Raw genomic sequence first — 25977 nt, 5'->3', positions numbered from 1 at the left:
GACAGTAGAATGCGCGGGTTTCGACATTCAACGGTGACGCGCGATGATCGAGTTGTCCGCATACGCATACGCAGCGGAGTTGAAGCGCTTCCGGGCGACCGGCAGCGTGTGGCTCGCGGCGCATGAGATTCCGGCCGGCGTCGAGGTGCCGCCGACGTGGCTCGCGTTGCTGAGTGCTTCAGATGATCGGGTTGCCGACGAGCTTGTGCAGATGTGGGCAGGCGTCATCGATCGATTGCCGGCGGTTGCGCAATTCTTTCGCGACAAGCTCGCGCGGCCGGCTGTGTTTCGCAGCGATGATGGCGACGTCATGCTGCTGTATCCGTACACGGTCGAGTCCGGCGATCTGGATTTCTTCATCGGTCGCATGCCGCTCGGCGAGCGGGCGCCTGTCGACGAATCGTTCTGGCGCGCGCTGCCGGATGATCTGCGATTGTTCTACGAGAACGTGCACGATGGCTGGACCTTCTTTCCCGCCAATTCGATGGGACCGATGCCGATCGGCGACCAGACCGCGCTGACCGACAAGCTCGACCTGACGCCCGACGAGACACGCAAGCTCGGCGTGAACCCGGATCTCGTGTGGACGATATTTCAGAACGGCAGCGGTGACTATCTGTGCGTGGATCTTCGCGACAGTGCCGGCGACGGCAGCGCGGCTGGACGACTCTGGTGGCACGAGAATCCGACCGAACTCGAGCCGGTCGATTTCTGGGCCGTCATGAACGCGTGGTTCGAGATCTTCGTCGAGGAAGCCGACAAGCGGTGACCTGATATGCGGGCGGACGTGCCGCGTCGTTTCTGCGTACCGTATGACGTTACTTGCGGGTGTATCCCACTGGTTTGGGATACGAATTTTTACCTAAGATGGAAGCATTCGTGCGCGTGAGACGGTGCTTGCATGCGCATGCAGGTAAGCGGTAGCGCCGGGAACGACTGCAGCAGATGTTTCCATCATGGATGCGAGTGTGTGCGCGGCGGCTGCGAGTCATGCAGCCGTATCGACGCCAGTGCGCGCGGCGGCAATCGCTGCGCATACGGCGTCCGGCCGACCGGGCCGAGTCGCCACGTTACGCCGCGCGTTCGTCGCAATCGTTTGCGTTCTGAGCGGGGCGCCGGCCGTCCTCGCCGGGGCGTCTGCCGATCCGGACGAGCCGGGCGAAACCGTGCGAATCGCCGCCCCCGCGCCGGCCGTCACTCCTGCCAATCCCGCGATTTCCTCACACGACTCCACCGTGCGCCAGGTCGTGCTCGGCATCGTCAGTTTCACGCGCTGGCCGTCGACGCCCGTTCGTCTGCATTTGTGCGTGACCGGTCGCCCCGACTACGCGGCCGGCCTCACCGACACGTTGCAGGCCGGCTCGACCGTGCTCGACGTGCAGCGCGTGCGCTTCGACGATCCCGCGCTCGGCCTCGCATGCGACGTCGTGTATCTCGGCACCCTGGGCGACGATCAGCGAGCGCGGGTGCGAGCCGCGCTGGCGGGCCGCCCGGTGCTGACGATCGCCGAACACGACGAGTCCTGCACCGCGGGTGCCATGTTCTGCCTCGCCGTCGATGGCGAACGCGTGACGTTCGACATCAATCTCGACGCCGTCGCGCGCAGTGGCGTGCGCGTGCATCCGAACGTGCTCAATCTCGCGCGACGGCCGCTGACGCCATGACACGTTCCGCGCCCCCCATTTCGTCTTCACGCGTGCCGCGCCCGACGCTGCAAAGCGTGCTGCGTCGCGCGCATTTGCGCCTCGCCTTCGTCGCGGTTGCGATGGCCGCCGTGTCGCTGATCGTCGTCGCCGTGATCGCGTTGCGCGCGTATGCCGGCAACAACCTGAACCTGCTGGCCCGCTCGCTCGGCTATACGGTCGAGGCCGCGCTCGTGTTCGGCGACCGTGTCGCGGCAAACGAGGCGATCGCAACCATCGCCAACGACGAGGACGTCGCGCAGGTGGTCGTCACCAATGCCAGAGGACAGTTGTTCGCCACGTGGAAGCTGCCCGCCGAAGGCCGGATCGCCCGACTCGAGCGCGGTGTCGCCGATCTCGCGCTGCCCGGGCCCGTGACCATTCCGGTGATGCACGACGGCATCGTCGTCGGTCAGGTCATCGTGCGTGGCCGCGGACACCAATTCTTCGGATTCCTACTGGGTGGCATCGGCGGCATTCTCGGCTGCCTGGCCGTCAGCGTGCTCGGCGCGTATGTCAGCTCGAAGCGACTGCTGCGCAACATCGTTGCGCCGTTGCGCGCGCTCGCCGGCGTCGCGCATGCCGTGCGGCGCGAGCGTGCGTTCGGGCGGCGCGTCGAGCCCGCGACGATCGCCGAACTCAACCAGCTCGGCGACGACTTCAACGCGCTGCTCGACGAATTGGAAGACTGGCAGAACACGCTGCGCGACGAAAACGCATCGCTCGAACACAAGGCGACGCACGATGCGCTCACCGGGCTGCCCAACCGTGCGCAGTTCGAGTCGCGGCTGTCGGTGGCGCTTTGCGATGCCGTGGTGACCGGTCAGCGGGTCGCCATCCTGTATCTCGACTGCGACCGCTTCAAGGAGATCAACGACTGCCTGGGCCACGATGCAGGCGACGCGGTGCTGGTCGGCGTCGCGGCGCGGCTCCGCACGCAGGTGCGCGAGACGGATCTGGTCGCGCGCCTGGGCGGCGACGAATTTGCGGTGATGCTGGGCACTGTGCGCGAAGTGGAAAGCGTGTGCCGGATCGCCGACGAGATTTTGTCCGGCATGGTGCCGTCGATCGAGCTGCCCGACGGACGCATGGTGGCCACCATGATGAGTGCCGGCGTGGCGCTGTATCCCGATCACGCGTCGGACGCGAACGGCTTGCTGCGGGCGGCGGATGCCGCGATGTACCGCGCCAAGCGCACGCGGCCGGGGACGTGGCAGTGGGCGGAAGGCGTTGCCGGGCGGGTGTGATGTCGATCGTTTCGCGCCGCGGACGAGGCCGCGGCGGCGGGATAAGAAGCGCACGCGGCGCGGGCGCATACGAAGGGGACGATGATGAAAAGCTCGTTGCCGGTGAGCATTGGGAGGCGGTGCGTCGGAAGCGCGGTGCTGCTGTGTCTGTTGCTTGGCGGGTGCAAGACGCCGCCGACGCTGCATCGGGGGCTCACGCAGACGCAGGTCACGGCGCTGAAGTCGGCCGGGTTTCAGGAGACGGGGCAAGGGTTCGAGTTTGGCTCGAGCGGGCCGATTTTGTTCGATTTCGACCGGTATAACCTGAAGCCGGACGTGAGGCGGATCGTCGAGCGGATCGGGAGGACGTTGAGGTCGGCCGGAATCAATGGGGTGCGGGTTTATGGGTACTCCGACGACGAGGGGACGGTGGCTTACGATCGGGAGCTGTCGCGGCGGCGGGCGGAAGTGGTGGCGATCGAGCTGGTGGATGTGGGGCTGGACGGGAAGCGGGTTGCGGTCATAGGGAAGGGGAAGAGCGATCCGGTGGGGGATAACCGGACGCCGATGGGGCGGGCGCAGAATCGGCGGGCGGCGATTGTGGTTTCGCCGCGGTGAGGGGGCGTTTCGTGCGCTGCCGCGCCGCGATTTGGAGTTGGCATTCGTCGACACGCAAGCGGGCGACGGCCGTTGTTGAATGCACGAATACCGCAATGTCTCGGCGGTCTGTTGTAACTATTCGCCACGATTGCCAGACGCCCGCGTGAGCGTCTGTCCACGCGCGGCGGACCTTGACGTTCGCGGCATCCGGGACGAATCGGCTTCCCGCGTGACCGGACGCTGCGCGATGAATTCGCAATGAAGCTTTCAATTGCCTGAATAGAATCGTTCCGCCTTGTTTGAACGCTGCATGGCCCACCGGCGAGCGCAGCGGCTACCGGAACGTGTATGGCTCCTGGACCCAACGATCTGCTTGCGCACTTCGAACGCGAGATCGCACTGCTGCGCCGTTCGATGCAGACGTTCGCGCAGCGTTACCCCAAAATCGCCGCCCGCCTTGCGATTACCGGCGGGCGTTCGGATGATCCGCACGTCGAACGCCTGCTGCAGTCGTTCGCGTTGATGGCGGCGGCGCACGACATCCGCGTCGAAGACGATGTGCCGGCGTTTACGCACGCCCTTCTCGAATCGCTGCACGGTGCGTTCCTGCGCCCGTTTCCGTCTTGCGCGATCGCGCAATTCCATGGTGACCGGACCGACAAGCAGACCGCACCTCGCGTCATCCTGCGCGGAGATCGATTGATCGCACCCGCCGGCCGGGAGGTATTTCGTATCGCTGATGAAGTCACGATCGTGCCGTTGACTGTTGCGGCGGTGCGTTACACGACGTCGGCGATCGCGCCGCGAGATGCGGTGTTGCCTGCGGAAACGACCGGGTTGCTGACTGTCGTGTTCGAACTGACCTCGACGGAAGCGACCTTCGCGATCGTGCCGGAGAAGTTGCGCGTGCACTTCACCGGCGCGCGCGAAGTCGTCGCGGCACTCACGGACGCCGCGCTGCTGCTTGCCGTACGAACTTTCGTCGAAGCGGGTGATTCCGGTCGCTGGAAGCGCGTTGCGGGCGGCGCATTGACGGCCGTCGGGCTCGAGTCGGCCGATGCACTGCTCGACCTGGGGCCTGATGACACCCTGGCGCCGTTTCACTTGCTGATGGCGTACTGCGCTGCTCCGGAGCGTTTCGACTTTGTCGACGTCGACATGCGACCGCTCAAGCGGGCCGCCGGAGATAGTCGTCGCGTCGCGCTGCACCTCGCGATCGCCGGCGTGCATCCGGACTCGCATCGCGGCCAGCGTCTGGCCGCCGCGACCGCTGACCATGTGCGCTTGTTCTGTACGCCCGTGATCAACCTGTTCCCTGACGATGCGGCGCCGATCGAGACGCACGCCGGTTGCGCGTATTACCCGGTGAAGGCGTTGGCTCAGGCCGGTACGTCGCAGGCGGACATCTGGTCGATCGACTCCGTTCGTCAGATCTCCGACGCGGGTACATCGAGCCTGGCGCCGTTCCATTCGCTACGGCACGGCATGGACAGCGGTCCGGGGTTGTTCTGGACGGTATTGCGCGACGAGGCCAGACGGGCACCGAAACGGAAGCCCGTCGATCCCGACAGCAAACCGACGGACAAGGCGCGGACGCCGACCTGGGCCCCGGGTGAGACGCCAGAACCGCTCAACGGCGTCGAGCTCGAGCTGACCGACCGCGACGGCCGACCAGCCGATCCGGGCAAGCGCAAGCTGGCGATCCGGCTTTCGTGTACGCAGGGCGACCTGTCCGGGATGCAGGCGTGCGAACTGGCGTTGGCGGAAGGCGACCCCATGGGCGCGATCATGCTGCTGAACCGGCCGACCCGGAGCCGGCCGCCGGCTTTCCGCTACGGCGAGCTGTGGGATTTGCTGTCGCTCCTCGTCCCGCAGGCGGTCCGGCTGGACAACGGCGGACTGGCCCAGCTTCGGCGGCTTTGCGTACGCTGGGCGGAAGGCTCCGTCGACGCCGGTCGGCGCTTCGATGCGCTCGTTTCGCTGTCGACCGCGCGCGTACGGTGCTGGCTGCCCGGCAAGCCGGCATCGGCGTTCGTGTCGGGACTGGAAGTGCGACTGGTCGTGGACGAACAGCGTTTCGCCGGATTCAGCCTGGGTGGGTTCGCGCACGTGATGGACCGGTTTTTAGCGCCGTACGTGCCCGTCACCAGCTTCGTGCAGGTCGTGTTCTTTTCAGCGCAGACCGGAGCGTTGCTTCGGCGCGGACAACCGTGCCCGGGCCTTCAGCCGCTGGTCTGATTTCCGATTATCGGGGTGCGAACGAAAACGTTTGCGCGGCGCTTTCGCGCGGTCGGGTTTTGACCTACATTATCGAAGCCTCGGCTTGGGAAACCGGCCGATAGAACCTGAGAACATAAGCAAGGAACAAGAATGAGTTTCGCTCCGAACGGGGGTATTCCCAACGGTTTGGGCGGTGGTGCGCTCGGATCCCTGAGCGCGCTCGGCGGCCTTGCCGCGCCGATCGCGTCGGGTGTTGCCGGGAGCGTCGGGCCGCTTGCCGGCCTGGCCGGGCACGTCGACACCGTCCAGCGCGCGATGCAGCTCGCGCAAACCGGTTTCTCGCTGATGGACAAGACGCCCGGCGCGATTGCCGAGGCGATCAACGGCGCAGCCAACCCCGCGCGCCTGACCCAGCTCAATCGTTACGTGACGCTCGATACGCCGCTTGGGCCCGATGTGCTGCTGGTGAGCGCGGCCGTCGTCGACGAGTACGTGAACCGGTTGCCGGAAATCCATCTCGACCTGCTGTCGCATCGCCATGACCTGCGCCCGGACGACCTGATCGGCCAGCAGGTCAAGATCCGGTTCGACCAGCAGGCGCGGTTGTCGACGCTCGAGCGCGTCGTGGCAGCGGGCACCGGCGAGAACGACCGTTACTTCGATGGCTACGTGGCGTCGTTCGACCGGGCCGGCAACCCCGGGAATGTCACGCAGTATCACCTGACGGCCGTGCCGTGGTTCTGGTTCCTGACGCGCTCGACCGACTGCCGGATTTTCCAGAACAAGACCGCGCAGGACATCCTCACCGAGATTTTCCAGGAGCACGGGTTTTCCGACTTCGTGTTCGATATCCGGACGAGCCAGAAGCCGCTCGAGTACGTGGTGATGTATCAGGAGTCCTACTACAACTTCTGCGCGCGATTGATGGAGCAGGAGGGTCTGGTCTGGACGCACCGCTACGAGAAGGACAAGCACTTTCTCGTGATCGGCGACACGAACCTGCTGTTCCGTCCGATCGACGGGCTGGCCACCGTGCCGTTCGCCGCGACCGAGGCGAGCGAAGACAGCGGTATCGACCAATTGCACGAAGGCCGGCGCTTCGGTGTCGGCAAGGTCACGTTTCGCGACTTCAATTATCAGAATCCGTCGTCGCCGCTGATGCTGGTGGAAGCCGAGCCGCAGAACCTCAAGCATGCGCGGCTCGACGCGACTGAACGGTTCGAGCACCAGTCGCTGTACGACCATGGCGACGACGGCAATCGCTACGCGCGCTTCGCGATGGAAGCTGAAGAGGCGCAGGCCCATCGCTATACCGGCGGCGGCTATGCATGGCGCATGACGACGGCCGGCGCCGTGACCGTGGCGAATCATCCGGTTCTCGAGAACAACCAGGAATACGTGATCCTGCACGTGCGTCACGAGGCCGTGAACGACTACACGCAGCACAGCGCAAAACTGCCGTACCGCAACAGCTTCGCGCTGTTGCCGAAGAAGATTCCGTACCGCGCGCCACGTGCGACGCCGAAACCGGTGATTCACGGCACGCAGTCGGCGATCGTCGTCGGCCCGAAGGGCGAGGAGATCTATACGAACGGGAGCGCGGTGAAAGTGCACTTTCCGTGGGATCGACGCGGCAAGAAGGACGGCTCCGACTCGATGTGGGTGCGCGTGTCGCAACCGTGGGCGGGCGACGGCTGGGGTGCGGCCGCGATTCCGCGGATCAAGCAGGAAGTGCTCGTGGCGTTCAATCAGGGCGATCCGGACAACCCGGTGATCGTCGGCCGCGTGTTCAACGGCGAGCAAGGCAACCCGTATCACGGTGCGGGCGGCCAGACGATGGGGATCAAGAGCCAGACGCATAAGGGGCAGGGGGGCAACGAGTTGCTGATGAGCGACGTCAATGGTGCGCAAATGCTCTATATGCATGCGCAGAAGGACATGCATACCGTTGTCGAGGACGCGCAATGGACTCAAGTTCTTAAAGGCGACCGGACCGTCGAGGTCGGGAAGGGCAACCATACGACATCCATCGCGGTCGGCAATCTGTCGGACGTTGTCGCGCAGGGCAACACGTCGCATCAGACTCCGCAAGGTGTGCATACGCTCGAAGCCAAGGAACTCTGGATCAAGATCGGTGGCGATGGCGGCACGCGGATTCACATGACGGCTGACTCGATCGACATCTATAAGGGCGAGTCGGTGATTCACCTCGACGATAGCAATATCAATATCCAGGCATCCCGAACCGACATCAATCCGAAGAACGGCTAACACCAATCAGGATAACAAAGCATGTACCAGATGCAAGAAGGCACGTTGGCGCTGCCCATGGAGTGGCAGGACAAGACGATGAACGTATTCGTGTCGGCGGCGACAGGTACGGAGGGCGTGAGTTTCGTGATCACGCGCGAGCGCCTGCCGTGGGGAATGAAGTTCGCCGAGTATGTGTCAAGCGAAATCCGGAAGGTGGCGAAGCAGGTGCCGGATTATTCCGAGGTTGCAAATGAAGATGCCACTGTGGCCGGGCGCGCCGCCCACGTGCACGAGTTTACGTGGGTGAACAACCATGCGCCGATTCACCAGCGGTTGACGATGGTGGAGTACGGGCACGTCGTCCTGATGCTGACCTTCACTGCGCCCGGTACGCTGAGCGACACCCAGCGCGAACAAATCGAGGCTGTGATTCAGAGCCTTCAGTTGCGCGATCCGATCTGAGGCTGCAATGTCGGACACGCCGAATTACAACGAGCCCAGCGGCAGCGCACAAGAACGTCTCGATCAGATCGCCAAGCTGGAAGACGGTGAAGCCGCCAAAGCGGCCGAGCAGCCGTTTTACGAGAATCTCAACTATGGGATGCTCGGTGCCGATGCAGGCCTGACCGCGATTGAGGGGACCGCCGCCGGGTTGGGTGCGGCGGGTACCGCGTTGGCAGGCGGTGCAACCGGTGGAGCGGCATTGGGCGCAGGTGCGGTCGCCGCGGGTACGGTGATGCTGCCGCTGGCGATTGCAGTCGGCGGAGCTTGGGCGCTCGACAAAGTCGGCGTTACCGGCTGGCTCTCAAAGGAGTTTACGCAGGTCGGTGACGCACTTGGCCTCACAATCGGCCGCGGCGATCCACACCCCGCATGCATTGGCGACCGGATTGCACACTCGTCGGGCTTCATGGGAATTCTCGCCGGTATCGCCGTGGGAGTCGCGATTGGCGTGGCGGTGGCAGCCACCGTGGCGACGGGAGGACTCGCCGGGGCGTTGATCGTCGGGGCGTGCTTGGCGGGCGGCCTGACTCTCGGTGGCGCACTTGCGTCTGCCAGCCAAAGTATGGGCAGCAACTGTGGCGAGATTGTCACCGGCTCGGGCGATGTGTACTTTGAAGGCAAAAAGGTGGCGCGCGTCACGGACCTGGTGAAATGCGATCACCATTCCGGCGTGCCGCAGCCACTCGTCGATGGCAGCAAGACAGTGTTCGTCAACGGCCTGCCGCTGGTACGGATCGGTCACGAGACTCACTGTAGCGGCAAGGTCAATTCGGGGCGCAACAGTATCTGGATCGACAAGACGACTGGGCACTATGGCCCGAAGAACCCGGAGTTGACCGCGACTCAGGAATTCCTGGCGGGGTTGCTCGGCGGGATTGTAGGCGGCGGAGTCGGAAAATTTGCCGGCAAGGGGATGCGCGAAACATTTAGGCCGGAGCCGACCCGGTCCGCTGAACAGACGGGCATCAGGGACGAGAACCGACCGAAGTGCAAGGATCCGGTTGATCCGGTATCCGGTGAAATGCTGGAAATCCGCACGGACCTCGCCATTCCCGGCATCCTGCCACTTGAGTTCAGACGACGCTATCGGACTCGATCGGACGATCATGGATTGCTCGGTCACCGCTGGTCGGACAACTGGTCGCAGCATTTGACATTCGATGGCGGTCGCTTCGTGAGATTTCACGATGGAGCGGGTCTTGCGATCGGCTTCGACGCGCCGGACATGGCGCTCAACGGCATCAACTTGCGCGAACCGCGCTATCGGCTGGTCGGAAGCCGACTTGAACCGCGAATCTTCGATCGCGATACGCGGCAACTGCGTATTTTCACGCCTCTTATCGACGGCGGGTCTTCGCGCCTCGAGCGGATCGAGGACCTCGACGGTAACGCAATCGTTCTTTCCTACGACCCTGCTGGCCGTTTGAGTGGCATGGCCCATAGCGATGGCTATCGGCTTGAGATTACCTATCCCGGGCGCGAACGGCGGCTGCAACGGATCGTCCTCCACGATGCGGACGGGAGTTTCCGAACACTCGTGGACTACGACTACCAGAACGGCATGCTTACCCACGTGGCGAGCTTCCAGTTTGGGCAGTTCCATTACGCGTACGATGCGCACGGCTGGATGACCCAATGGCGGGATACTGACCAGACCGAAGTCCGATATCAATACGACACCGCCGGCCGTGTAGTCGAGACCGGTACACAGCAGGGCTATCACACGGGCCGGTTCCTCTACGAAGCCGGCCGCACTCGCGTGATCGATGTCGACGGCGAATGGACCTACGACTATGACGACGAAGGTCTTGTAACAGCCGAAACCGATCCGCTTGGCCATTGCACGCGCTCGGAATGGGAGCTCGGTCGTTTGATGGCACGGATCGATCCGATTGGGCGACGGACCGACTATCGGTACGACGAACGAGGCCAACTGATTTCGGTTACGGAGAACTCCGGGCGGGCAATCGACTTCGAATATGATGATGCTCAATTTCTCACCCTGGCGCGTTTGCCGACCGGCGGCCGCATCAGGCTTGAATACGATCATCTACACCGGTTGATTGCGCGCACCGAGCCGGATGGCGTCAAGACGACCTACCGCTATGGCACCCACGGCGAACTGCTACGGGTGGTGCAAGGTGATCGAGAGACCCGCCTCGACTACGACGCCCAGTTACGGCTGACCGGCATCGAATTGCCGACCGGTGCCCGCTTTCGTCGCAAGGTCGACGTGTTGGGTCGGAAACTGGAAGAAACGTCACCTGACGGACATGTGACCCATTTCGACTATGCCGCCGGCCCCGACAATCCGCGCGGCCTGTTGAGCGCGATCACGCGCCCCGATGGCTCAGTGTCGCGAGCGCGATACAACAGCGAGGGCCTGCTTGTCGAGTGGACCGATTCGCTCGGACGCACGAGCCAGCGAACATATGGGCCGTTTGATTTGCTTACGGCGTCGATCGATGCGGCCGGACACGCAACGCGTTTCGAGTACGACCATGCGACCCGGTTGACGAAGGTCTTAAACGCATTGGGCGAGTGCTACACATACCGCTACGACGCAGCCGGACATCTCGCGTCCGAGACCGACTGGGGCGGTCGCGTGATTCAATACGAGCGGGACGCTGCTGGTCGCCTCCTCGCGAAAACGCTGCCTGATGGCGGGCAGTGGCGCTACACGTACGATGGTTTCGATCGCCTCACCGAGGTCGATGCCGGAGACGTGAAGCTTGCGTACCGCTACGATGCGGGTGGACGACTGGATTCGGTCGCGGTGCAAGGCGAGCAATTTCATCTGACGCGCTTCGCTTACGACAGGAATGGGCGCCTGATCGGCGAGGATCAGCACGGCGAACTGCTGCGGCATTTCTACGACGCCGATGGGCAGCGGTGTCTTCGGATGACGCCGCGGCGCGAGACGGCCTATTCGTACGATGCCTTGGGTGTGCTCACGCAGGTCGGAGGGTTGACCATCCAGCGTGACGGCTTGGGACGGGAAATCGGTCGGCACGCGGGGGAGTTTGTTACGCAGCAGCAGTATGACGCGCTCGGCCGCGTGTGCAGGCAGATCGCTGGTCCGATTGCCGCGTTCGAGGCCTTGAAAGCCGCCCCTGCCCGTGCGCTGGAGCAATTGACACGACAGATCTATCACTACGACGCCGCCGGACAACTGGAACACGCTGAAACCGACGGCGATACCCTTACATACCGGCGTGATACGCGCGGCCAGATCGTCTCGGCAGAAAGTCTGCTGCAGCCGGCGGAGCGTTTCTGTTACGACGCGGCGATGAACATTGCGGCGCACGGCAGACAGGCTCCCGTGGACGTTCACCAATACGGCCGAGGTGGCTTGCCGGAACGGATCGGCTATACACGCTATCGGTACGACGCTCGCGGACGCACAATCGAGAAGAAGGTGGAACAGCCTGGGTTCCGGCCAAAGACGTGGCAATACACGTGGGATGGCCTTAACCGGCTCGTGAAGGTCGTGACGCCGGAACGCGGCGTCTGGCTGTATCGCTACGATGCTTTCAACCGCCGAGTCGAAAAGCAGCAGCTGGGCGGCCGCGAGACCGTGAAGTTTCTGTGGGACGGTCCGGTGCTGGCCGAACGCTGGATCGAGCAGCGAGACGGCACGACTGGCCAGGTCGTGACATGGCACATTGAGCCGGGTAGTTTCTCGCCCCTCGCGCAGGAGACCGACACTGGCATTTACCCGATTCTGACGGACCAAGTCGGTTTGCCAAAGGCGGTGTTCGACGAACATGGCAAGCCTGTCTGGAAGGGGGCGTACACACTCTGGGGGAAGCTGCTGCCGGCTAGACGAGCAGCGAATGATGCGCACGGCAGCGCAATTTCAATCGATACGACGTTGCGTTTTCCCGGTCAATGGGAAGATGATGAGACGGGACTGTGCTACAACCTGAACCGGTACTACGATCCAGATTCGGGACAGTATCTCAGTTTCGACCCGATTGGACTCGACGGTGGATTTAGAACACAAGGTTATGTGCACGCACCTGATGCGTGGATTGATCCGCTGGGATTGAGCGGTTGCGAGGACGTTAAAGAGTACGATGTGGTTCCATATCGACCAAGTAATTCGCCTTTAGAGAACCATCATGGAGTACTCGATATTTGGATGGCAAAAAATGTGCCTGAATATGGTGGTAAATATCCGACCAATTCACCAACAATTGCTTTATCTAGTGAGTCGCATTCAGCCACAAAAGCCGCCTACCGAGATTGGTTGACTGAAAAAACAGGACGCCCGGTTGGTGGAAAAGTTGATTGGGAGACCGTGAGCAATCGGGAAATGCAGAAATTATCCGAGCAGATGTTTGATGCCGCCAACGTTCCGCAAACGAGTAGGGATGCTTATTACAGGGCGTTGAATCAGTATTTGTACGCGGGTAAATTTGATTCGGTGATATTTTAGGGGATAATATGAGGCCGATTAATGAAATTATCGAGATCATAAGATCTGATAGCAGATGCCAAGTCTTGCCGGTGAGTGGAAATCTTCCGCCACTACCAAACGCGGATATGGCATACCCGAATGATCTCGTAGAGTTTTACAATCTTTGTGGCGGCATCATTTTGTTCAGGGCAGGAAAGGACAATGTCTCATTCAAGATATTGCCTGCCAGCGAGGTGCTGCAGACGAATATGCTCATTGTGGGCGAGCCATGCGAGAATGACATTTCTTTTTCATGGTATGCTATCTGCAAAACGGATAATGGCGATTACATATCCATCGATACGTCTAAGGAAAGAGGTGGAAGGTGTTACGACAGCAACTTCGAAATTCACGGCGTGGCTGGAAGTTGTCCGATCATAGCGCTAAGCTTTTCAGAATTGCTTGATGAGCTATATAAAAGTTCAGGAATAGATATTTTTTGGAAAACGAGGGATTACGGCGATGCTTATGCGTGAGGTTAATTGGGCGCTTCAATAAGCCTGCCGGGAAGGTCTCCATCATCGTCAACTATCCTTACTCGCTTTGCGTCGTGCAGTAGTTCGCGGAGGCCGGGTTGCACAGTTCGCTCGGTCGCCTGCGGTTGTTTTTCTGCGGGCGAGTTGATCACGTCAGCGTTGCGGTCCTGTCGACGGCCTTTCCTCAAGCCCACGCTATTTGGAAGCGTGGGCTTTTGTTTTTCTAGATATCGACTGTGACCACTTCAGGAAGATCAACGACTGCCTCGGCCACGATGCCGATGACGCGGCGCTGGTCGGTGTCGCGGCCCGGCCGATATGGGTGGCGAAATTGCGAACGCTAACGACGCGAAACTATGACACGATGCAAAATCTTCCTCCAAATGTGAGAGAGGATATGCTTGTGTTTTGAGCATGCGTCTGATGTGCAGTCGATAAAGGCTGATCTGGATAATTTGATATCGGGAATCTGAGCAGAAATGAGCACAGGAATCGTAATTTACGGGACTGAACCGGCTCAGACGAAGTCCGCTTTGAGAGTCGCTGAAAGCCTTTTTCTTCAGTTCGGTGAAGAAGCAAGCAGGGCGATTTTTCTGGAGTTCGTCGTTCGTGATGGGGAGAGAATTATTGAAGATCGTGAAATATCGCTCTCTGACTTAAGAGGGAAGGTTTCGGCTGGGGAAGCTACTGCATTCCAGGTTTTTGACGACGGAGAAAAGGGAGGTGCTCCGGCGATTTCATTCGGTTGGAATGTTCCGGAATTCGGAGGGCTGTCATTTATCGATGTGCAGATCGATAGGTCGCTTTGTGAGATAAGTCAAAAGATAGAGGCGTTTCTAGAAAATGTTGCGGCGAATTTGAGTTGTAAATACGCCATCGCTTACGATGCGGAAACATCGTCCGTTGCATATACGTATTCGACCGGCGTCAATTTGGTTAAAATTTTACCTTTTGAAGATACGTCTCTTTTCACGAAGGAGCTCCCCGGTAGGGTGCCAGGCTCGGCGAGTTATGAAAGAGTGAAGCTCAGAATGATCTATCCCGTGAATGTACTCAACGAGGAGCACTTGGGAATTCGCATCAACGATCTTTCGTTGCGGGAGTGGATTATGTCTGACTCACCTCGGGGCTCCGTGAATAGCATTCCAAACAACATGTGGCTCTGGGTGGTCAATGAGGTGAACTTGGCTGAAGTAAACAACGCCTGCGGAGAGGCGGGAATATTGATCGCGTGGCAAAATGCACCCGCGAATAGGCCGGCGCGAAAATTGCCGTGAGTTCATCAGGCCCACGCTTTTGGAAGCTTGGACTTTTGTTTTTCTTGATCGCGGCTGAGACTGCTTCAAGGGCGGCGATGAGAGATGCGGTAGCCGCGTTGCACATTGGCTCGATTCGTCTGGGGCGATAAGCCGATCGGCTTGTGTTGCGCGAGCAACTGAGCCAGCCCGTGATCGCCGTTGAACCGGTGATAGAAAAGGCCGCGCGGACAGCAATGCGCGGCCTAGTCGAATTTAACTAGCACAAATGAGCCTCGGCCCAGCATACAACCGTGCCCCATAGAACAGCGCAGCACCGCGGATAGGGCAGCCACCACCGGCCACCCGCAACCATCACCAAGCGATATTGCAAGAAGACCGCGCCGTCCCCGCACCACCCGTAGCCGTGCAATGCGAACCCGCGCCGTTGTCGTAGAACGTCCGCGTCTCTGGTTGCGGTACTGACGGATCGTACGGATTCGGCGCACCGTGTGGACCGCGAGCGGCATCGAAAGGTCGCGTCGGCGCATACGAGTTTCCGCCGCCCGGAGCGTATGACCCACTGGCCCGCAGGTATTCATTCCAGTTCAGTTCACGCTGTTCGTGCCTGGGCAATGCGCGCCCGAAGCTATCGCTCCCACCCGCACCGAGCGCGACGCGATTCGAAGGCCATACCGAATCGCCAGATCCGTGTTCATCCGAAGACTGCGGCGCAAGCGTATCTCCTGAAACCCGCACCGGCCGCGTATCCGGCGTATCGAACGGACTACGTCCGACTGGCGCCGCATACTCGACTTGCCGCGTCGTCCGCGGCACACGCCCATCATCCCGGCCCACAACCCGACGTTCCGAACGAAACACGTTGGCGCCGCCCGACCGATCGACCAGCGAATCGCGCCCGGAAGCATGAACAGTAGAAACAGAAAGCGCACAAGCAAGCGCGGCAGCGGAAGAAAGGCGGAGAGGATGATTCATTGGCGATCCGAACCAGGTGATATGCAAGGACAAAAAAACGGCAGATCACTGGCTGGCGGCTGGGCGACGGAAGGGTGTCGAAGCGGCCCTGAAGCGACTACGGGGCGCGGCGGACGCGACACGCAGGAAGGCTGGCTGGATTGCAGAGGCGAGTTCGCATTATTTCACAAAAATAACAATCAGCTTTCGCAAGAGCCGAATTCGTCGGCAAACAGAAGGATTGACCGCTCCGGCCCAACGCCCCGCATCGGTGCACGCCAACCCAATCATCAGTCGATTGATTTAAAACGCTACGTCCCTATAAAGCCAAAAAATCGTACGCGGCGCCCCCGGACCTCACAGCGAAGCCCACCCAGCAAGCCTCCCACCCGCCAATCCACCCAAAATCGCAACCCAATTGCACCCACCGCAACGTTACCATCCCCACCAAGTGGCGCCCCCATCGCCACCCACCGCCCGGCAAGTTTCTCCGTGTTTTCCCTCATAACACCGGCATTTTTGACAGACGTTTTAAAAACGCCCATATAATTTCGGCTGCCTTGCCAATGGCTGTCGGACCATCCCTCCGAACGAGCACTTTGGCAAGCGGGGCAGGCGAAACGCTTGCGCAATGCAAGACGCATCACGATGTCTTTCCGAACCAGACGTCCCCTTCGGGGACTGCAAGAGCCGGGCCCCGCTACGCATCATTCATCCGCAGGTCCGTCTTCATGTGTCTCGGGCGTGTCCCATGTCCTCGCCCCGGGTGCTGTTCGATTGCGCAAGTCATGCCGCCTTTGCCCGTATGACTAACAACATCGAGGAGCTCCTGATGACGCTGTCCCGTCTTACGTCCATTTCCGCCGCCGCCGTGCTGTTCGCCGCCGGCGCCGCCGCCGCACACGCGGAAACCGTGAAGATCGCCATCGCTGGTCCGATGAGCGGTTCGGTCGCCCAATACGGCGACATGGTGAAGGCCGGCGCGCTGACCGCGATCGAACAGATCAACGCGGCAGGCGGTGCGGGCGGCAACAAGTTTGAAGTGGTGATGATGGACGACGCGTGCGAACCGAAGCAGGCGGTCGCCGTCGCCAACAAGATCGTCAGCCAGAAGATCAAGTACGTGATCGGCCACGTGTGCTCGGGTTCGACGATCCCGGCATCCGACATCTACGAAAACGAAGGCATCGTGATGGTCACGCCGTCGGCCACCGCGCCGCAGCTGACGGAAGGCAAGAAGCGCCACTTCATCTTCCGCACGATCGGCCGTGACGACCAGCAAGGCCCGGCCGCCGCGCACTACATCATCAACAACGTGAAGCCGAAGAAGGTCGCGATCCTGCACGACAAGCAGTCGTACGGCCAGGGCATCGCGTCGTCGGTGAAGAAGGATCTCGAAGGCGCGAAGATCCCGGTCGTCCTGTTCGAAGGCGTCAACGCCGGCGATTCGGACTACTCGGCGATCATCACGAAGCTGAAGTCGCAAGGCGTCGACTTCGTCTACTTCGGCGGCTACCACCCGGAAATGGGCCTGCTGATGCGCCAGGCGCGCGAGCAAGGCGTGAAGGCAACGTTCATGGGCCCCGAAGGCGTGGGCAACAAGGACGTGACGGCGATCGCCGGCGCGGCGTCGGAAGGCATGCTGGTCACGCTGCCGGCCGACTTCTCGGCCGACCCGTCCAACGCAGGCCTCGTGAAGGCGTTCGCGGACAAGAAGCGCGACGCGAACGGCCCGTTCCAGATGCCGTCGTACGCAGCGGTGAAGATCATCGCCGACTCGATCGCGGGAGCGAAGACGACGGACCCGACGAAGGTCGCCGCGTACATGCACAAGACGACGTTCGACACGCCGATCGGCAAGGTCGCGTATGACGCGCAGGGCGACCTGAAGTCGTTCAAGTTCGTCGTCTATACGTGGCACAAGGACGCGACGAAGACCGCCGCCCGGTAATACGGAGTACCCGCCCCGCGCACCGCTCTGCCCGTCACCCGGGCAGGGCGGTGCGCATTTGGCCGTTGCGCGGCCAAGGGGCGGCCCGAGACGACACCGTGCGTTGCGCGCGGCCGAACGCCGTGATCCGGCGATGGCATGCGACCCAGCGCCAACGGGAGCTTCCCGCACATGACTGACTTCTTTCCTCAATTCGCCCAGCAACTGGTCAACGGCCTGACGCTGGGTGCGATCTATGCGCTGATCGCCATCGGCTATTCGATGGTCTACGGCATCATCGGCATGATCAACTTCGCCCACGGCGAGATCTACATGATCGGCGCGTACGTGGGCCTCGTTACCCTCACCGCGATCGGCATCTCCGCCGGCTATCCGTTGCCGCTCGTGCTCGGCGCCGCGCTGATCGTGTCGGTGATCGTCACGGGCCTGTACGGCTTCGCGGTCGAGCGCGTCGCGTATCGGCCGCTGCGCGGCGGCCCGCGCCTCGTGCCGCTGATCTCCGCGATCGGCATGTCGATCTTCCTGCAGAACTACGTGCAGATCGGCCAGGGCGCGCGCGACGTGTCCGTGCCGGTGCTGATCTCCGGCGCGTTCGAGATCCATCTCGGCGGCGACTTCGACGTGACGATTCCGTATGCGCGTCTGTTGATCGTCTGCGTGACGCTCGTGCTGATGATCGCGCTCACGCTGTTCATCTCGCATTCGCGGATGGGCCGTGCGTGCCGCGCGTGCGCCGAGGACATGAAGATGGCGAACCTGCTCGGCATCGATACGAATCGCGTGATCTCGTTCACGTTCGTGCTCGGCGCGATGCTGGCGGCCGTCGGCGGCGTGCTGATCGGGCTGACGATCGGCAAGCTGAATCCGTATATCGGCTTCGTCGCGGGCATCAAGGCGTTCACCGCCGCGGTGCTCGGCGGGATCGGCAGCATTCCGGGCGCGATGCTCGGCGGCGTGCTGCTCGGCCTCGCTGAAACCTTCGCAGCAGGCTACATGCCGGCCGAGTACAAGGACGTGGTGGCGTTCGGCCTGCTCGTGCTGATCCTGCTCTTCCGCCCGACCGGCCTGCTCGGCAAGTCGGACATCGAAAAGGTCTAAGGGAGACGCAGATGAGTCAAGTCATTTCCGTTCGCCGTCCGGCCGCCGACGCGTCGGTCAGCCAGGCGCTGAAGAATGCCGTGGCCGCCGCGTTCCTGACGGCGATCCTCACGATTCCGGTGCTCGGGCTGCAGCTGAAGCTCGACGGCTATCAGGTGGTGCTGACGCCGCACTGGCGCCCGGTGTGGATCGCGGTCGCGGCCGTGTTCCTGTTCCAGCTGTTCAAGCCGTGGCTCGTGCGCGCGAAATCGGCGGTGAAGCTGCCGGCGCTGCCCGCGATGGGCGCGCAGCAGCAGCGCGTGGTCATCTGGGTGCTGCTCGCGGTCGGGCTCGTGTGGCCGTTCTTCGGCTCGCGCGGCGCGGTGGACGTCGCGACGCTCGCGCTGATCTACGTGATCCTCGGTCTCGGGCTGAACATCGTGGTCGGTTTCGCGGGCCTGCTGGACCTCGGCTATGTCGGGTTCTATGCGGTCGGCGGCTATACGTACGCGATGCTGAACCAGTATTTCGGGCTGTCGTTCTGGGAGTGTCTGCCGATCGCGGCAGTCGCCGCGGCGACGTTCGGCTTCCTGCTCGGCTTCCCGGTGCTGCGCCTGCGCGGCGACTATCTCGCGATCGTCACGCTCGGCTTCGGGGAAATCATTCGCTTGCTCGCGAACAACCTGACGAGCCTCACCGGCGGCCCGGACGGCATCTCGAGCATTCCGAAGCCGACGGTGTTCGGCTTCGAGATGGCGCGCTCGGCGAGCGTCGAAGGCGCGAAGACCTTCCATGAGCTGATCGGGCTGGAATACAGCGGCGAGCACATGGTGATCTTCCTGTACCTGATCTCGCTGGTGCTGGTCGGCTTCACGCTGTTCGTGACGAGCCGCCTGATCCGCATGCCGATGGGCCGCGCATGGGAAGCGCTGCGCGACGACGAGATCGCGTGCCGTTCGCTGGGTCTCAACCCGACACGCATCAAGCTGTCGGCGTTCACGCTCGGCGCGGCGTTCGCGGGCATCGGCGGCGCGTTCTTCGCGGCGCGTCAGGGCCTCGTGAACCCTGAGTCGTTCACCTTCATCGAATCGGCGCTGATCCTCGCGATCGTGGTGCTCGGCGGGATGGGCTCGCAGCTCGGCGTGATTCTCGCGGCGATCCTGCTGACCGTGCTGCCGGAAGTCGCGCGCGGCTTCGCCGAATACCGGATGCTGATCTTCGGTCTGGTGATGGTGTTGATGATGATGTGGCGTCCGCAGGGCCTGCTGCCCGCGAGCCGTCCCCACGTGGAGCTGCCGCAATGAGCGCGAATGCAGAACTGTTGAAGGTCGCCGGGCTGCAGATGCGCTTCGGCGGGTTGCTCGCGGTGGACGGCATCGATTTCGACGTGCGCCGTAACGAGGTGTTCGCGATCATCGGGCCGAACGGTGCGGGCAAGACCACGGTGTTCAACTGCGTCGGCGGCTTCTACAAGCCGACGGGCGGCGACGTCGTGCTCGACGGCCACGCGATCGGCGGGCTGCCGAGCCACAAGATCGCGTTGAAGGGCCTGGTGCGCACGTTCCAGAACATCCGCCTGTTCAAGTCGCTGACGGTCGTCGAGAACCTGCTCGTCGCGCAGCATCGCAAGGTGAAGGCCGGGCTGCTGCCGGGCCTGTTCTCGACGCCCGCCTATCGTCGCGCCGAGAAGGACGCGCTCGAACGCGCGGCCGTGTGGCTCGACCGGATGGGGCTGAGGTCGGTCGCCAACCGGCCGGCCGGCACGCTGTCGTACGGGCACCAGCGGCGTCTCGAGATCGCGCGCTGCATGATCACCGAGCCGCGTCTGCTGATGCTCGACGAGCCGGCGGCCGGCCTCAACCCGCAGGAAAAGATCGAGCTGCAGCATCTGATCGACAAGCTGCGCCACGAGTTCGGCGTGTCGGTGCTGCTGATCGAACACGACATGAGCCTCGTGATGGGCGTGTCGGACCGCATTCTCGTGATGGAGCACGGCCGGCCGATCGTGATCGGCACGCCGGAAGCGGTCCGCAACGACCCGCGCGTGATCAAGGCGTATCTGGGGGAAGAGTGATGCTGAAGCTGGAACAGGTCCATACGCACTACGGCGCGGTCGAGGCGCTCGCGGGCGTGTCGATCGAGGTGAAGAAGGGCGAGATCGTCACGCTGATCGGCAGCAACGGCGCCGGCAAGACGACGCTGATGATGACCGTGTGCGGCACGCCGCGCGCATCGTCGGGCCGCGTGCTGTTCGAGGGCAACGACATCACCGCGATGTCGACGCACCAGATCATGCGGCAGGGGATGGCGATCTCGCCGGAAGGGCGGCGCGTGTTCCCGAGCCTGACGGTGCTCGAGAACCTGAAGATGGGCGGCTTCTTCGCGAGCCGTCACGAGATCGACGACGGCATCGAGCACGTGTTCAAGCTGTTTCCGCGCCTGAAGGAGCGCGCGACGCAGCGGGCCGGCACGATGTCGGGCGGCGAGCAGCAGATGCTGGCGATCGGCCGCGCGCTGATGAGCAAGCCGCGCTTGCTGCTGCTCGACGAGCCGACGCTCGGCCTCGCGCCGCTCGTGATCGCGCAGATCTTCGACATCATCCGGACGATCCGCGACGAGGGTGTCACGGTGTTCCTGGTCGAGCAGAACGCGAACAAGGCGCTCGGTGTGGCCGATCGCGGCTACGTGCTCGAAACGGGGCGTGTGGTGCTGGCCGACACGGGCGCGAACCTGCTCGCGAACGACCGGATCAAGCAGGCGTATCTCGGCGGGTGATGTGGAAAGCCGCCGGCCTGCAATGGGCTGGCGGCGAAGCCGATGCTTTTGGGACACCGACCAGATTCAGGTTCTCCGCATCCCCGGCGACGCTTTGACATGGCGAGCTGCATGCCGATCGCAGTTAGTCTGTAGTTAAATCAGCTCTGATCGAAGTCAAATGAGCTACATCTGCCGCAAGCATCCGAATCGGTACAAAATCGGCGACACGCACTATACCTTGTGGCTAATTCGGCTACAATCGTAGCCAATCATGCTACGATCCATTGCCTCGACCCTATTTGGTGACTATCGGCGCCGCGCGCTGGGCCTGCTTCTGTTGCGGCCCGAGCAGGCGTTGCACGTCCGTGAAATCGCTCGTTTGACGGGCACGACGCCCGGGACGTTGCACAAGGAACTGAGCAAGCTGGCAGAAGCCGGCATCCTGAGCAGGAATCGGCAAGGTAATCAGGTGCTCTATCGCGCCAATCGAAGTTGTCCGATCTACGAGGAACTGGCTTCGATCATGCGAAAGACCTCGGGTATGGGTGATGTGTTATCCGAATCGTTATTGCCCTGCGCCGAGCAAATCAGTGTGGCGTTCGTGTTCGGTTCCGTCGCGCGTGGCCAAGAGACGGCGGATAGTGACGTCGATGTGATGGTGATCGGCTCGGTTGGCTTTGCAACGGTGGTTCGGCTGCTTTACGACGCACAGACGAGATTGGGGCGAGACATCAACCCCAAGGTGCTGTCGCCAGACGAGTTTCGTGATGGCGTCGCCGGGCAGGACGCATTTTTGCAGGACGTGCTTGGAAAACCCAAGATTTTCTTGATTGGTAGCGACCATGACCTTGCAGAACTTGCTCGGCGTTAGCCTCGATGCGGTCCGGCCAGACCGAGACCAAGCGACACGCTTGCTGGCCGCAGCGGAACGAAATCTCGCGGATGCGCAACTCGCGGGATTGAGCAACGAAAACCGCTTTGATGCGGCTTATAAGGCGATCATGCAACTCGCCATGCTGGCGTTGCACGCGAACGGCTTTCGTACATTGACGAGTCGGCCGGGGCACCACCAGACGGCGATCCAGACACTTCCGCAGACAATCGGTTTGCCGGTCGAGCGCATGATCGTACTCGACGCGCTGCGCAAGCAGCGCAATCTGTCCGATTACTCCGGGGATGTGGTTCAGGCGTCCGCGGTCCGTGAGTGTTTCGATAGCGCGACGGCGCTCCTGATTGATGTAAAGGCGTGGTTGGACGGGAACAAGCCGGAGTTGGTGGGCGCGCAGTAGCCGTTACAGTGTGGAATCGTCGGCTCGAAACGATGGTGCGTCACGCATGCAACGCCAGCCCCTTCACGGCCTTGTCCACGGCCTTCTTCGGTCCGTGCAGCGCCAGCCCGACCAGATCCAGATTCTCCGCATCCCCGGCGCGAAACACTTCGCGGTTGGCTGCATCGTGCCCGGTCGAAAACATCGCATGCACGTACGGCACGATCGTCAGCTCGCGCGACAGCGCCTGCCGGTGTGCGGCCTGTAGCCCGTTCAAGTCGGACGCGAACACCAGCATCGGCTGGCCCAGCATGCGTCCGTAGCGGCGGCCCGCCGCATCCTCGTAAGGCTCGCCGAGCGCGTCGGGTGCTTCGGCCGCGACGCCTGTCGCGAGAAACGCGACGACATTGAGTTTCTGCCATGCCGCGAGATCGTCGCGCACGATCAGCGCTACCTTGGTATCGATCATGATTGCTCCTCGTTGAAGCACGCATGATCGGATGTCGCGCGTGCTCAGTCTGGAACGTTTGTGCACAGTTGCCGGTACGCGGCCGGCGTGATCCGGTATGCGCGGCGGAACCAGCGGCCCAGGTGGCTCTGGTCGGCGAAGCCGACGTCCGCGGCCGCCTCGGCGGGCGTGCGGCCGGCCGCCAGCAGCCGGCGCGCGGCGCGCAGCCGCAAGCGCACCAGGTACGCGTGCGGCGACGTGCCGTACGCGCGCTGGAACAGCCGCGTCAAGCGGAACCGGTCGATCCCCGCGGCGCCGGCCAGCTCGTCGAGGCCGAGATTGCCATCCATGTGCGCATGCAGCAGATCGCGCACGCGCGCGATCGCCGGCGGCACGACGCTGCTTTCCAGCGCGAGCGGGGCGCCCCGCAGTTCGCCGCCGAGCCGCGTCAGCAGGCGGTCGAGCGTCTGGTCGCGCGCAAGCCGGCCTTCGTTGCCGTGGATCGCGAGAAATGCATCCCGGATCGCATCGACGAGGCCGCGATCGTCGACGAGTGTATGGCCGAACGCGGCTTCGACGCTGCCGAGGCCCGGCAGGTCCAGCCGGCGCGCCGCGCGTTCGACCCAGGCTTGCGGCAGGTACAGCATCCCGTAGGTGAAGCCGCCCGCTTCGGGCGCATGGCCGTCATGCATCGCGCCGGGTTCGATCAGGATCGCGCGGCCCGGCACGCTCGTATGCAGCGAACGGTGGCACTGGAAACGCTGCACGCCCTGTTCGGTGAAGCCGACCAGCATGTCGTCGTGATCGTGCGCATCGTACGCATGGCCGTTGAAATGCGCGTGCAGGCTTTCGATGCCGGTTTCCGCATCGCGTCGCGCGACGAGCCAGTGGTCGCGCGTGTCGAGATTGTTTGCCGCTGTCGTCATCGCGTGCCTCGCGCGTCGTCGTTGCGTGACCGGTAGTGTACGCAGGTCGCGGGATGGCGGTGGCGGGTGCCGGTCATGCGTCGCTCGCCGCCGCGCGTTCGTCGCGCGCATATTGCGCGGGCGGCCGGCCCACGTGCCGCGTGAACGCGACGCTGAAGGTGCTCGCGGAACTGTAGCCGACGCGCCCGGCGATCTCCGCGATGCGCCCCTCGTCGCGGCGCAGCAGGTTTTTTGCGAGCGCCATGCGCCAGGTGAGCAGGTATTCCATCGGCGCGACGCCGACCGCGCGGCTGAAGCGTTCGAAGAAGGTCGAACGCGACAGCGCCGCTTCCTTCGCGAGCTCGATGACCGTCCACGGGTGCGCGGGGCGTTCGTGCATCCCGCGGATCGCGGCGGCGAGCCGGCTGTCGGCGAGACCGCGCACGAGGCCGGGCGATGTGCCCGTGTCTGCCGAAAACCGCAAGGCCTCGATCAGCAGCACTTCCACGAGGCGCGACAGCACGAGTTCGCGCGCCGGCCGCTGCGCACGCGTTTCGTCGCGCACCAGTTGCACGAGCGTGGTGAGGCGCGGTTCGCCGCGCACGTGCACGTATTGCGGCAGCAGCGACACCAGCAGCGCCGCGTCGGGCGAACTGAAGCTGCAGTGGCCGGCCATCATGCGCGCGTCGACGGGGCGGCCCGCGTCGCCGATCCGGTATTCGCCGTTGTCGAGCACGACCGGCGCAGCCGTTTCGACGCCCGGCGGCGGCAGTTCGAGACTGGTTATCGCGACGCCGTAGGCCGCCGGAATCAGCACGAAATCGCCGGGCAGCAGCGCGATCGGCGGATGCCCGTCGATCGCGACCCGGCACCCGCCCTCCAGGACCACGCAATAGAACGGCTCGCCGGCGACCGTCCGGCTGATGCGCCAGGGGCTCGCGCCGTGAACGAGTTTGGAATACCGCGTGCTCGGCTGCAGCAGCGTCACGACCTCGGCCAGCGGATCGATCATCGCCGGACTCTCGCAAAAGAAAATCGGATCTTCGATTGTAGCGAATACGGATGCGGCCATCTATCGTACGGACACATGCCCAACACGTCACAGGAGTGAGTTCGCATGAAGACCGTATTGATCACTGGCTGTTCCTCCGGCTTCGGCCTCGAGATCGCCCGTCATTTCCTGGCCCGCGACTGGCAGGTCGTCGCGACGATGCGCACGCCGCGCGACGACGTCCTGCCGCCGTCGGAGCACCTGCGCGTGCTGCCGCTCGATGTCACCAACCCCGACAGCATCCGCGCGGCGATCGACGCTGCCGGCCCGATCGACGTACTCGTCAACAATGCGGGTTTCGGCGCGGCCGCGCCGGCCGAACTGATGCCGCTCGACACCGTGCGCGCGCTGTTCGAGACCAACACGATCGGCACGATCGCGGTGACGGAAGCCGTGCTGCCGCAGTTGCGCCGGCGCGGGGCCGGCGTTGTCGTGAACGTCACGTCGAGCGTCACGCTGAAGGTGCTGCCGCTGGTCGCCGCCTATCGCGCCAGCAAGGCGGCGGTCAATGCGTACACCGAATCGATGGCGCTCGAACTCGAACCGTTCGGCGTGCGCGCGCGTCTCGTGCTACCGGGCCGTGCACCGGACACCCGTTTCGCCGACAACGCGCGCGTGCACATGCACGGCTTCGAGCACGAGGCTTATGCGGAGTTTGCGGCGGGGGCCTTCAGGCGCATGGTCGACGAATCCGCGCCGATTACCCATGCGCGGGACGTCGCCGAAGCCGTGTGGCGTGCGGCGACCGATCCGTCGTGCCCGATGCGCATCCCGGCCGGCGCCGATGCCGAAGCGTGGGCGGCCGAAGCGCATTGATCGACCGCACACCACGAGCCGTCGCGCCGGCCATTCGAACCGGCGCGGCGGCGCGTGCGCGGTAGGGCGGG

General features: G+C 63.0%; 22 protein-coding genes. 19 read left to right on the top strand and 3 right to left on the bottom strand.

Features of this window, described 5'->3' with window-relative positions:
* Positions 1 to 43: 43 nt before the first annotated feature.
* From ABIC50_RS17005 to ABIC50_RS16920, 18 genes are all read left to right on the top strand, one after another.
* Complete coding sequence (locus ABIC50_RS17005) at positions 44 to 769, top strand: SMI1/KNR4 family protein (RefSeq protein ID WP_354165618.1); 726 nt, start codon at positions 44 to 46, stop codon at positions 767 to 769.
* A 187-nt stretch (positions 770 to 956) separates the two neighbouring features.
* Positions 957 to 1664 (top strand): regulatory sequestration protein YfiR, encoded by a 708-nt coding sequence (gene yfiR / locus ABIC50_RS17000; protein WP_354165617.1) that lies wholly within the window; start codon positions 957 to 959, stop codon positions 1662 to 1664.
* Complete coding sequence (gene dgcN / locus ABIC50_RS16995; protein ID WP_354165615.1) at positions 1661 to 2929, top strand: diguanylate cyclase DgcN/YfiN; 1269 nt, start codon at positions 1661 to 1663, stop codon at positions 2927 to 2929. Before yfiR ends, dgcN begins: the two co-directional genes overlap by 4 nt.
* Positions 2930 to 3013: 84 nt before the next feature.
* The gene (gene yfiB, locus ABIC50_RS16990) at positions 3014 to 3526 is read left to right on the top strand and encodes an outer membrane lipoprotein YfiB (RefSeq protein WP_354165909.1); all 513 of its coding nucleotides are present in this window, start codon (positions 3014 to 3016) and stop codon (positions 3524 to 3526) included.
* Positions 3527 to 3856: 330 nt separating this feature from the next.
* Positions 3857 to 5746 (top strand): type VI secretion system baseplate subunit TssF, encoded by a 1890-nt coding sequence (tssF, locus tag ABIC50_RS16985; RefSeq protein WP_354165612.1) that lies wholly within the window; start codon positions 3857 to 3859, stop codon positions 5744 to 5746.
* A 132-nt stretch (positions 5747 to 5878) separates the two neighbouring features.
* On the top strand, positions 5879 to 7999 hold the full coding sequence (locus ABIC50_RS16980; protein ID WP_354165610.1) for a type VI secretion system Vgr family protein: 2121 nt from the start codon (positions 5879 to 5881) through the stop codon (positions 7997 to 7999).
* A 21-nt stretch (positions 8000 to 8020) separates the two neighbouring features.
* Positions 8021 to 8443, top strand: a complete 423-nt coding sequence (locus tag ABIC50_RS16975; protein WP_012366673.1) for a DcrB-related protein — start codon at positions 8021 to 8023, stop codon at positions 8441 to 8443.
* Positions 8444 to 8450: 7 nt separating this feature from the next.
* Positions 8451 to 12926 carry a DUF6531 domain-containing protein gene (locus tag ABIC50_RS16970; protein WP_354165608.1) on the top strand — a complete coding sequence of 1492 codons (4476 nt, stop codon included), beginning with the start codon at positions 8451 to 8453 and terminating at the stop codon, positions 12924 to 12926.
* 107 nt (positions 12927 to 13033) lie between these two features.
* Positions 13034 to 13423, top strand: a complete 390-nt coding sequence (locus ABIC50_RS16965) for an SMI1/KNR4 family protein (protein ID WP_244100453.1) — start codon at positions 13034 to 13036, stop codon at positions 13421 to 13423.
* A 199-nt stretch (positions 13424 to 13622) separates the two neighbouring features.
* A complete protein-coding gene (locus tag ABIC50_RS16960) occupies positions 13623 to 13835 on the top strand; it encodes a diguanylate cyclase domain-containing protein (protein WP_354165605.1) in 213 nt (70 codons plus the stop codon).
* A gap of 67 nt (positions 13836 to 13902) precedes the next feature.
* On the top strand, positions 13903 to 14700 hold the full coding sequence (locus ABIC50_RS16955; RefSeq protein WP_354165603.1) for a hypothetical protein: 798 nt from the start codon (positions 13903 to 13905) through the stop codon (positions 14698 to 14700).
* A 1765-nt stretch (positions 14701 to 16465) separates the two neighbouring features.
* Positions 16466 to 17584, top strand: coding sequence for a branched-chain amino acid ABC transporter substrate-binding protein (locus ABIC50_RS16950; RefSeq protein ID WP_354165601.1), 1119 nt, complete (start codon positions 16466 to 16468; stop codon positions 17582 to 17584).
* Positions 17585 to 17755: 171 nt separating this feature from the next.
* A complete protein-coding gene (livH, locus tag ABIC50_RS16945) occupies positions 17756 to 18682 on the top strand; it encodes a high-affinity branched-chain amino acid ABC transporter permease LivH (RefSeq protein ID WP_006749488.1) in 927 nt (308 codons plus the stop codon).
* An 11-nt stretch (positions 18683 to 18693) separates the two neighbouring features.
* Positions 18694 to 19965 (top strand): high-affinity branched-chain amino acid ABC transporter permease LivM, encoded by a 1272-nt coding sequence (locus tag ABIC50_RS16940; protein WP_212070511.1) that lies wholly within the window; start codon positions 18694 to 18696, stop codon positions 19963 to 19965.
* The gene (gene livG / locus ABIC50_RS16935; protein ID WP_105831781.1) at positions 19962 to 20735 is read left to right on the top strand and encodes a high-affinity branched-chain amino acid ABC transporter ATP-binding protein LivG; all 774 of its coding nucleotides are present in this window, start codon (positions 19962 to 19964) and stop codon (positions 20733 to 20735) included. The genes ABIC50_RS16940 and livG overlap by 4 nt, the downstream gene beginning before the upstream one ends.
* Positions 20735 to 21436: an ABC transporter ATP-binding protein gene (locus ABIC50_RS16930; protein WP_011659407.1), complete on the top strand. Its 702-nt coding sequence runs from the start codon at positions 20735 to 20737 to the stop codon at positions 21434 to 21436. Before livG ends, ABIC50_RS16930 begins: the two co-directional genes overlap by 1 nt.
* Before the next feature lie 253 nt (positions 21437 to 21689).
* The gene (locus ABIC50_RS16925; protein WP_354165598.1) at positions 21690 to 22289 is read left to right on the top strand and encodes a nucleotidyltransferase domain-containing protein; all 600 of its coding nucleotides are present in this window, start codon (positions 21690 to 21692) and stop codon (positions 22287 to 22289) included.
* Positions 22261 to 22707, top strand: coding sequence for a hypothetical protein (locus ABIC50_RS16920; RefSeq protein ID WP_012366666.1), 447 nt, complete (start codon positions 22261 to 22263; stop codon positions 22705 to 22707). Before ABIC50_RS16925 ends, ABIC50_RS16920 begins: the two co-directional genes overlap by 29 nt.
* Positions 22708 to 22747: 40 nt before the next feature.
* Here the strand turns inward: ABIC50_RS16920 and ABIC50_RS16915 are convergent, their stop codons facing one another.
* The 3 genes from ABIC50_RS16915 to ABIC50_RS16905 all read right to left on the bottom strand — a co-directional run bounded on the left by ABIC50_RS16915 (position 22748) and on the right by ABIC50_RS16905 (position 25111).
* Positions 22748 to 23155, bottom strand: a complete 408-nt coding sequence (locus ABIC50_RS16915; protein ID WP_138849408.1) for a DUF2000 domain-containing protein — start codon at positions 23153 to 23155, stop codon at positions 22748 to 22750.
* Between the two features lie 44 nt (positions 23156 to 23199).
* A complete protein-coding gene (locus ABIC50_RS16910) occupies positions 23200 to 24060 on the bottom strand; it encodes an AraC family transcriptional regulator (protein WP_354165596.1) in 861 nt (286 codons plus the stop codon).
* Between the two features lie 73 nt (positions 24061 to 24133).
* Positions 24134 to 25111: an AraC family transcriptional regulator gene (locus tag ABIC50_RS16905; protein WP_354165594.1), complete on the bottom strand. Its 978-nt coding sequence runs from the start codon at positions 25109 to 25111 to the stop codon at positions 24134 to 24136.
* A 45-nt stretch (positions 25112 to 25156) separates the two neighbouring features.
* On the opposite strand from ABIC50_RS16905, the gene ABIC50_RS16900 reads away from it, so the two are divergent.
* Entirely contained in the window at positions 25157 to 25906 is a 750-nt protein-coding gene (locus ABIC50_RS16900; protein ID WP_354165592.1) for an SDR family oxidoreductase, read from the top strand.
* Positions 25907 to 25977: the final 71 nt, after the last annotated feature.

Source organism: Burkholderia sp. 567 (genome assembly GCF_040545115.1).
GTDB lineage: Bacteria > Pseudomonadota > Gammaproteobacteria > Burkholderiales > Burkholderiaceae > Burkholderia > Burkholderia ambifaria.
This window is presented reverse-complemented; position numbering and strand designations above follow the sequence as displayed.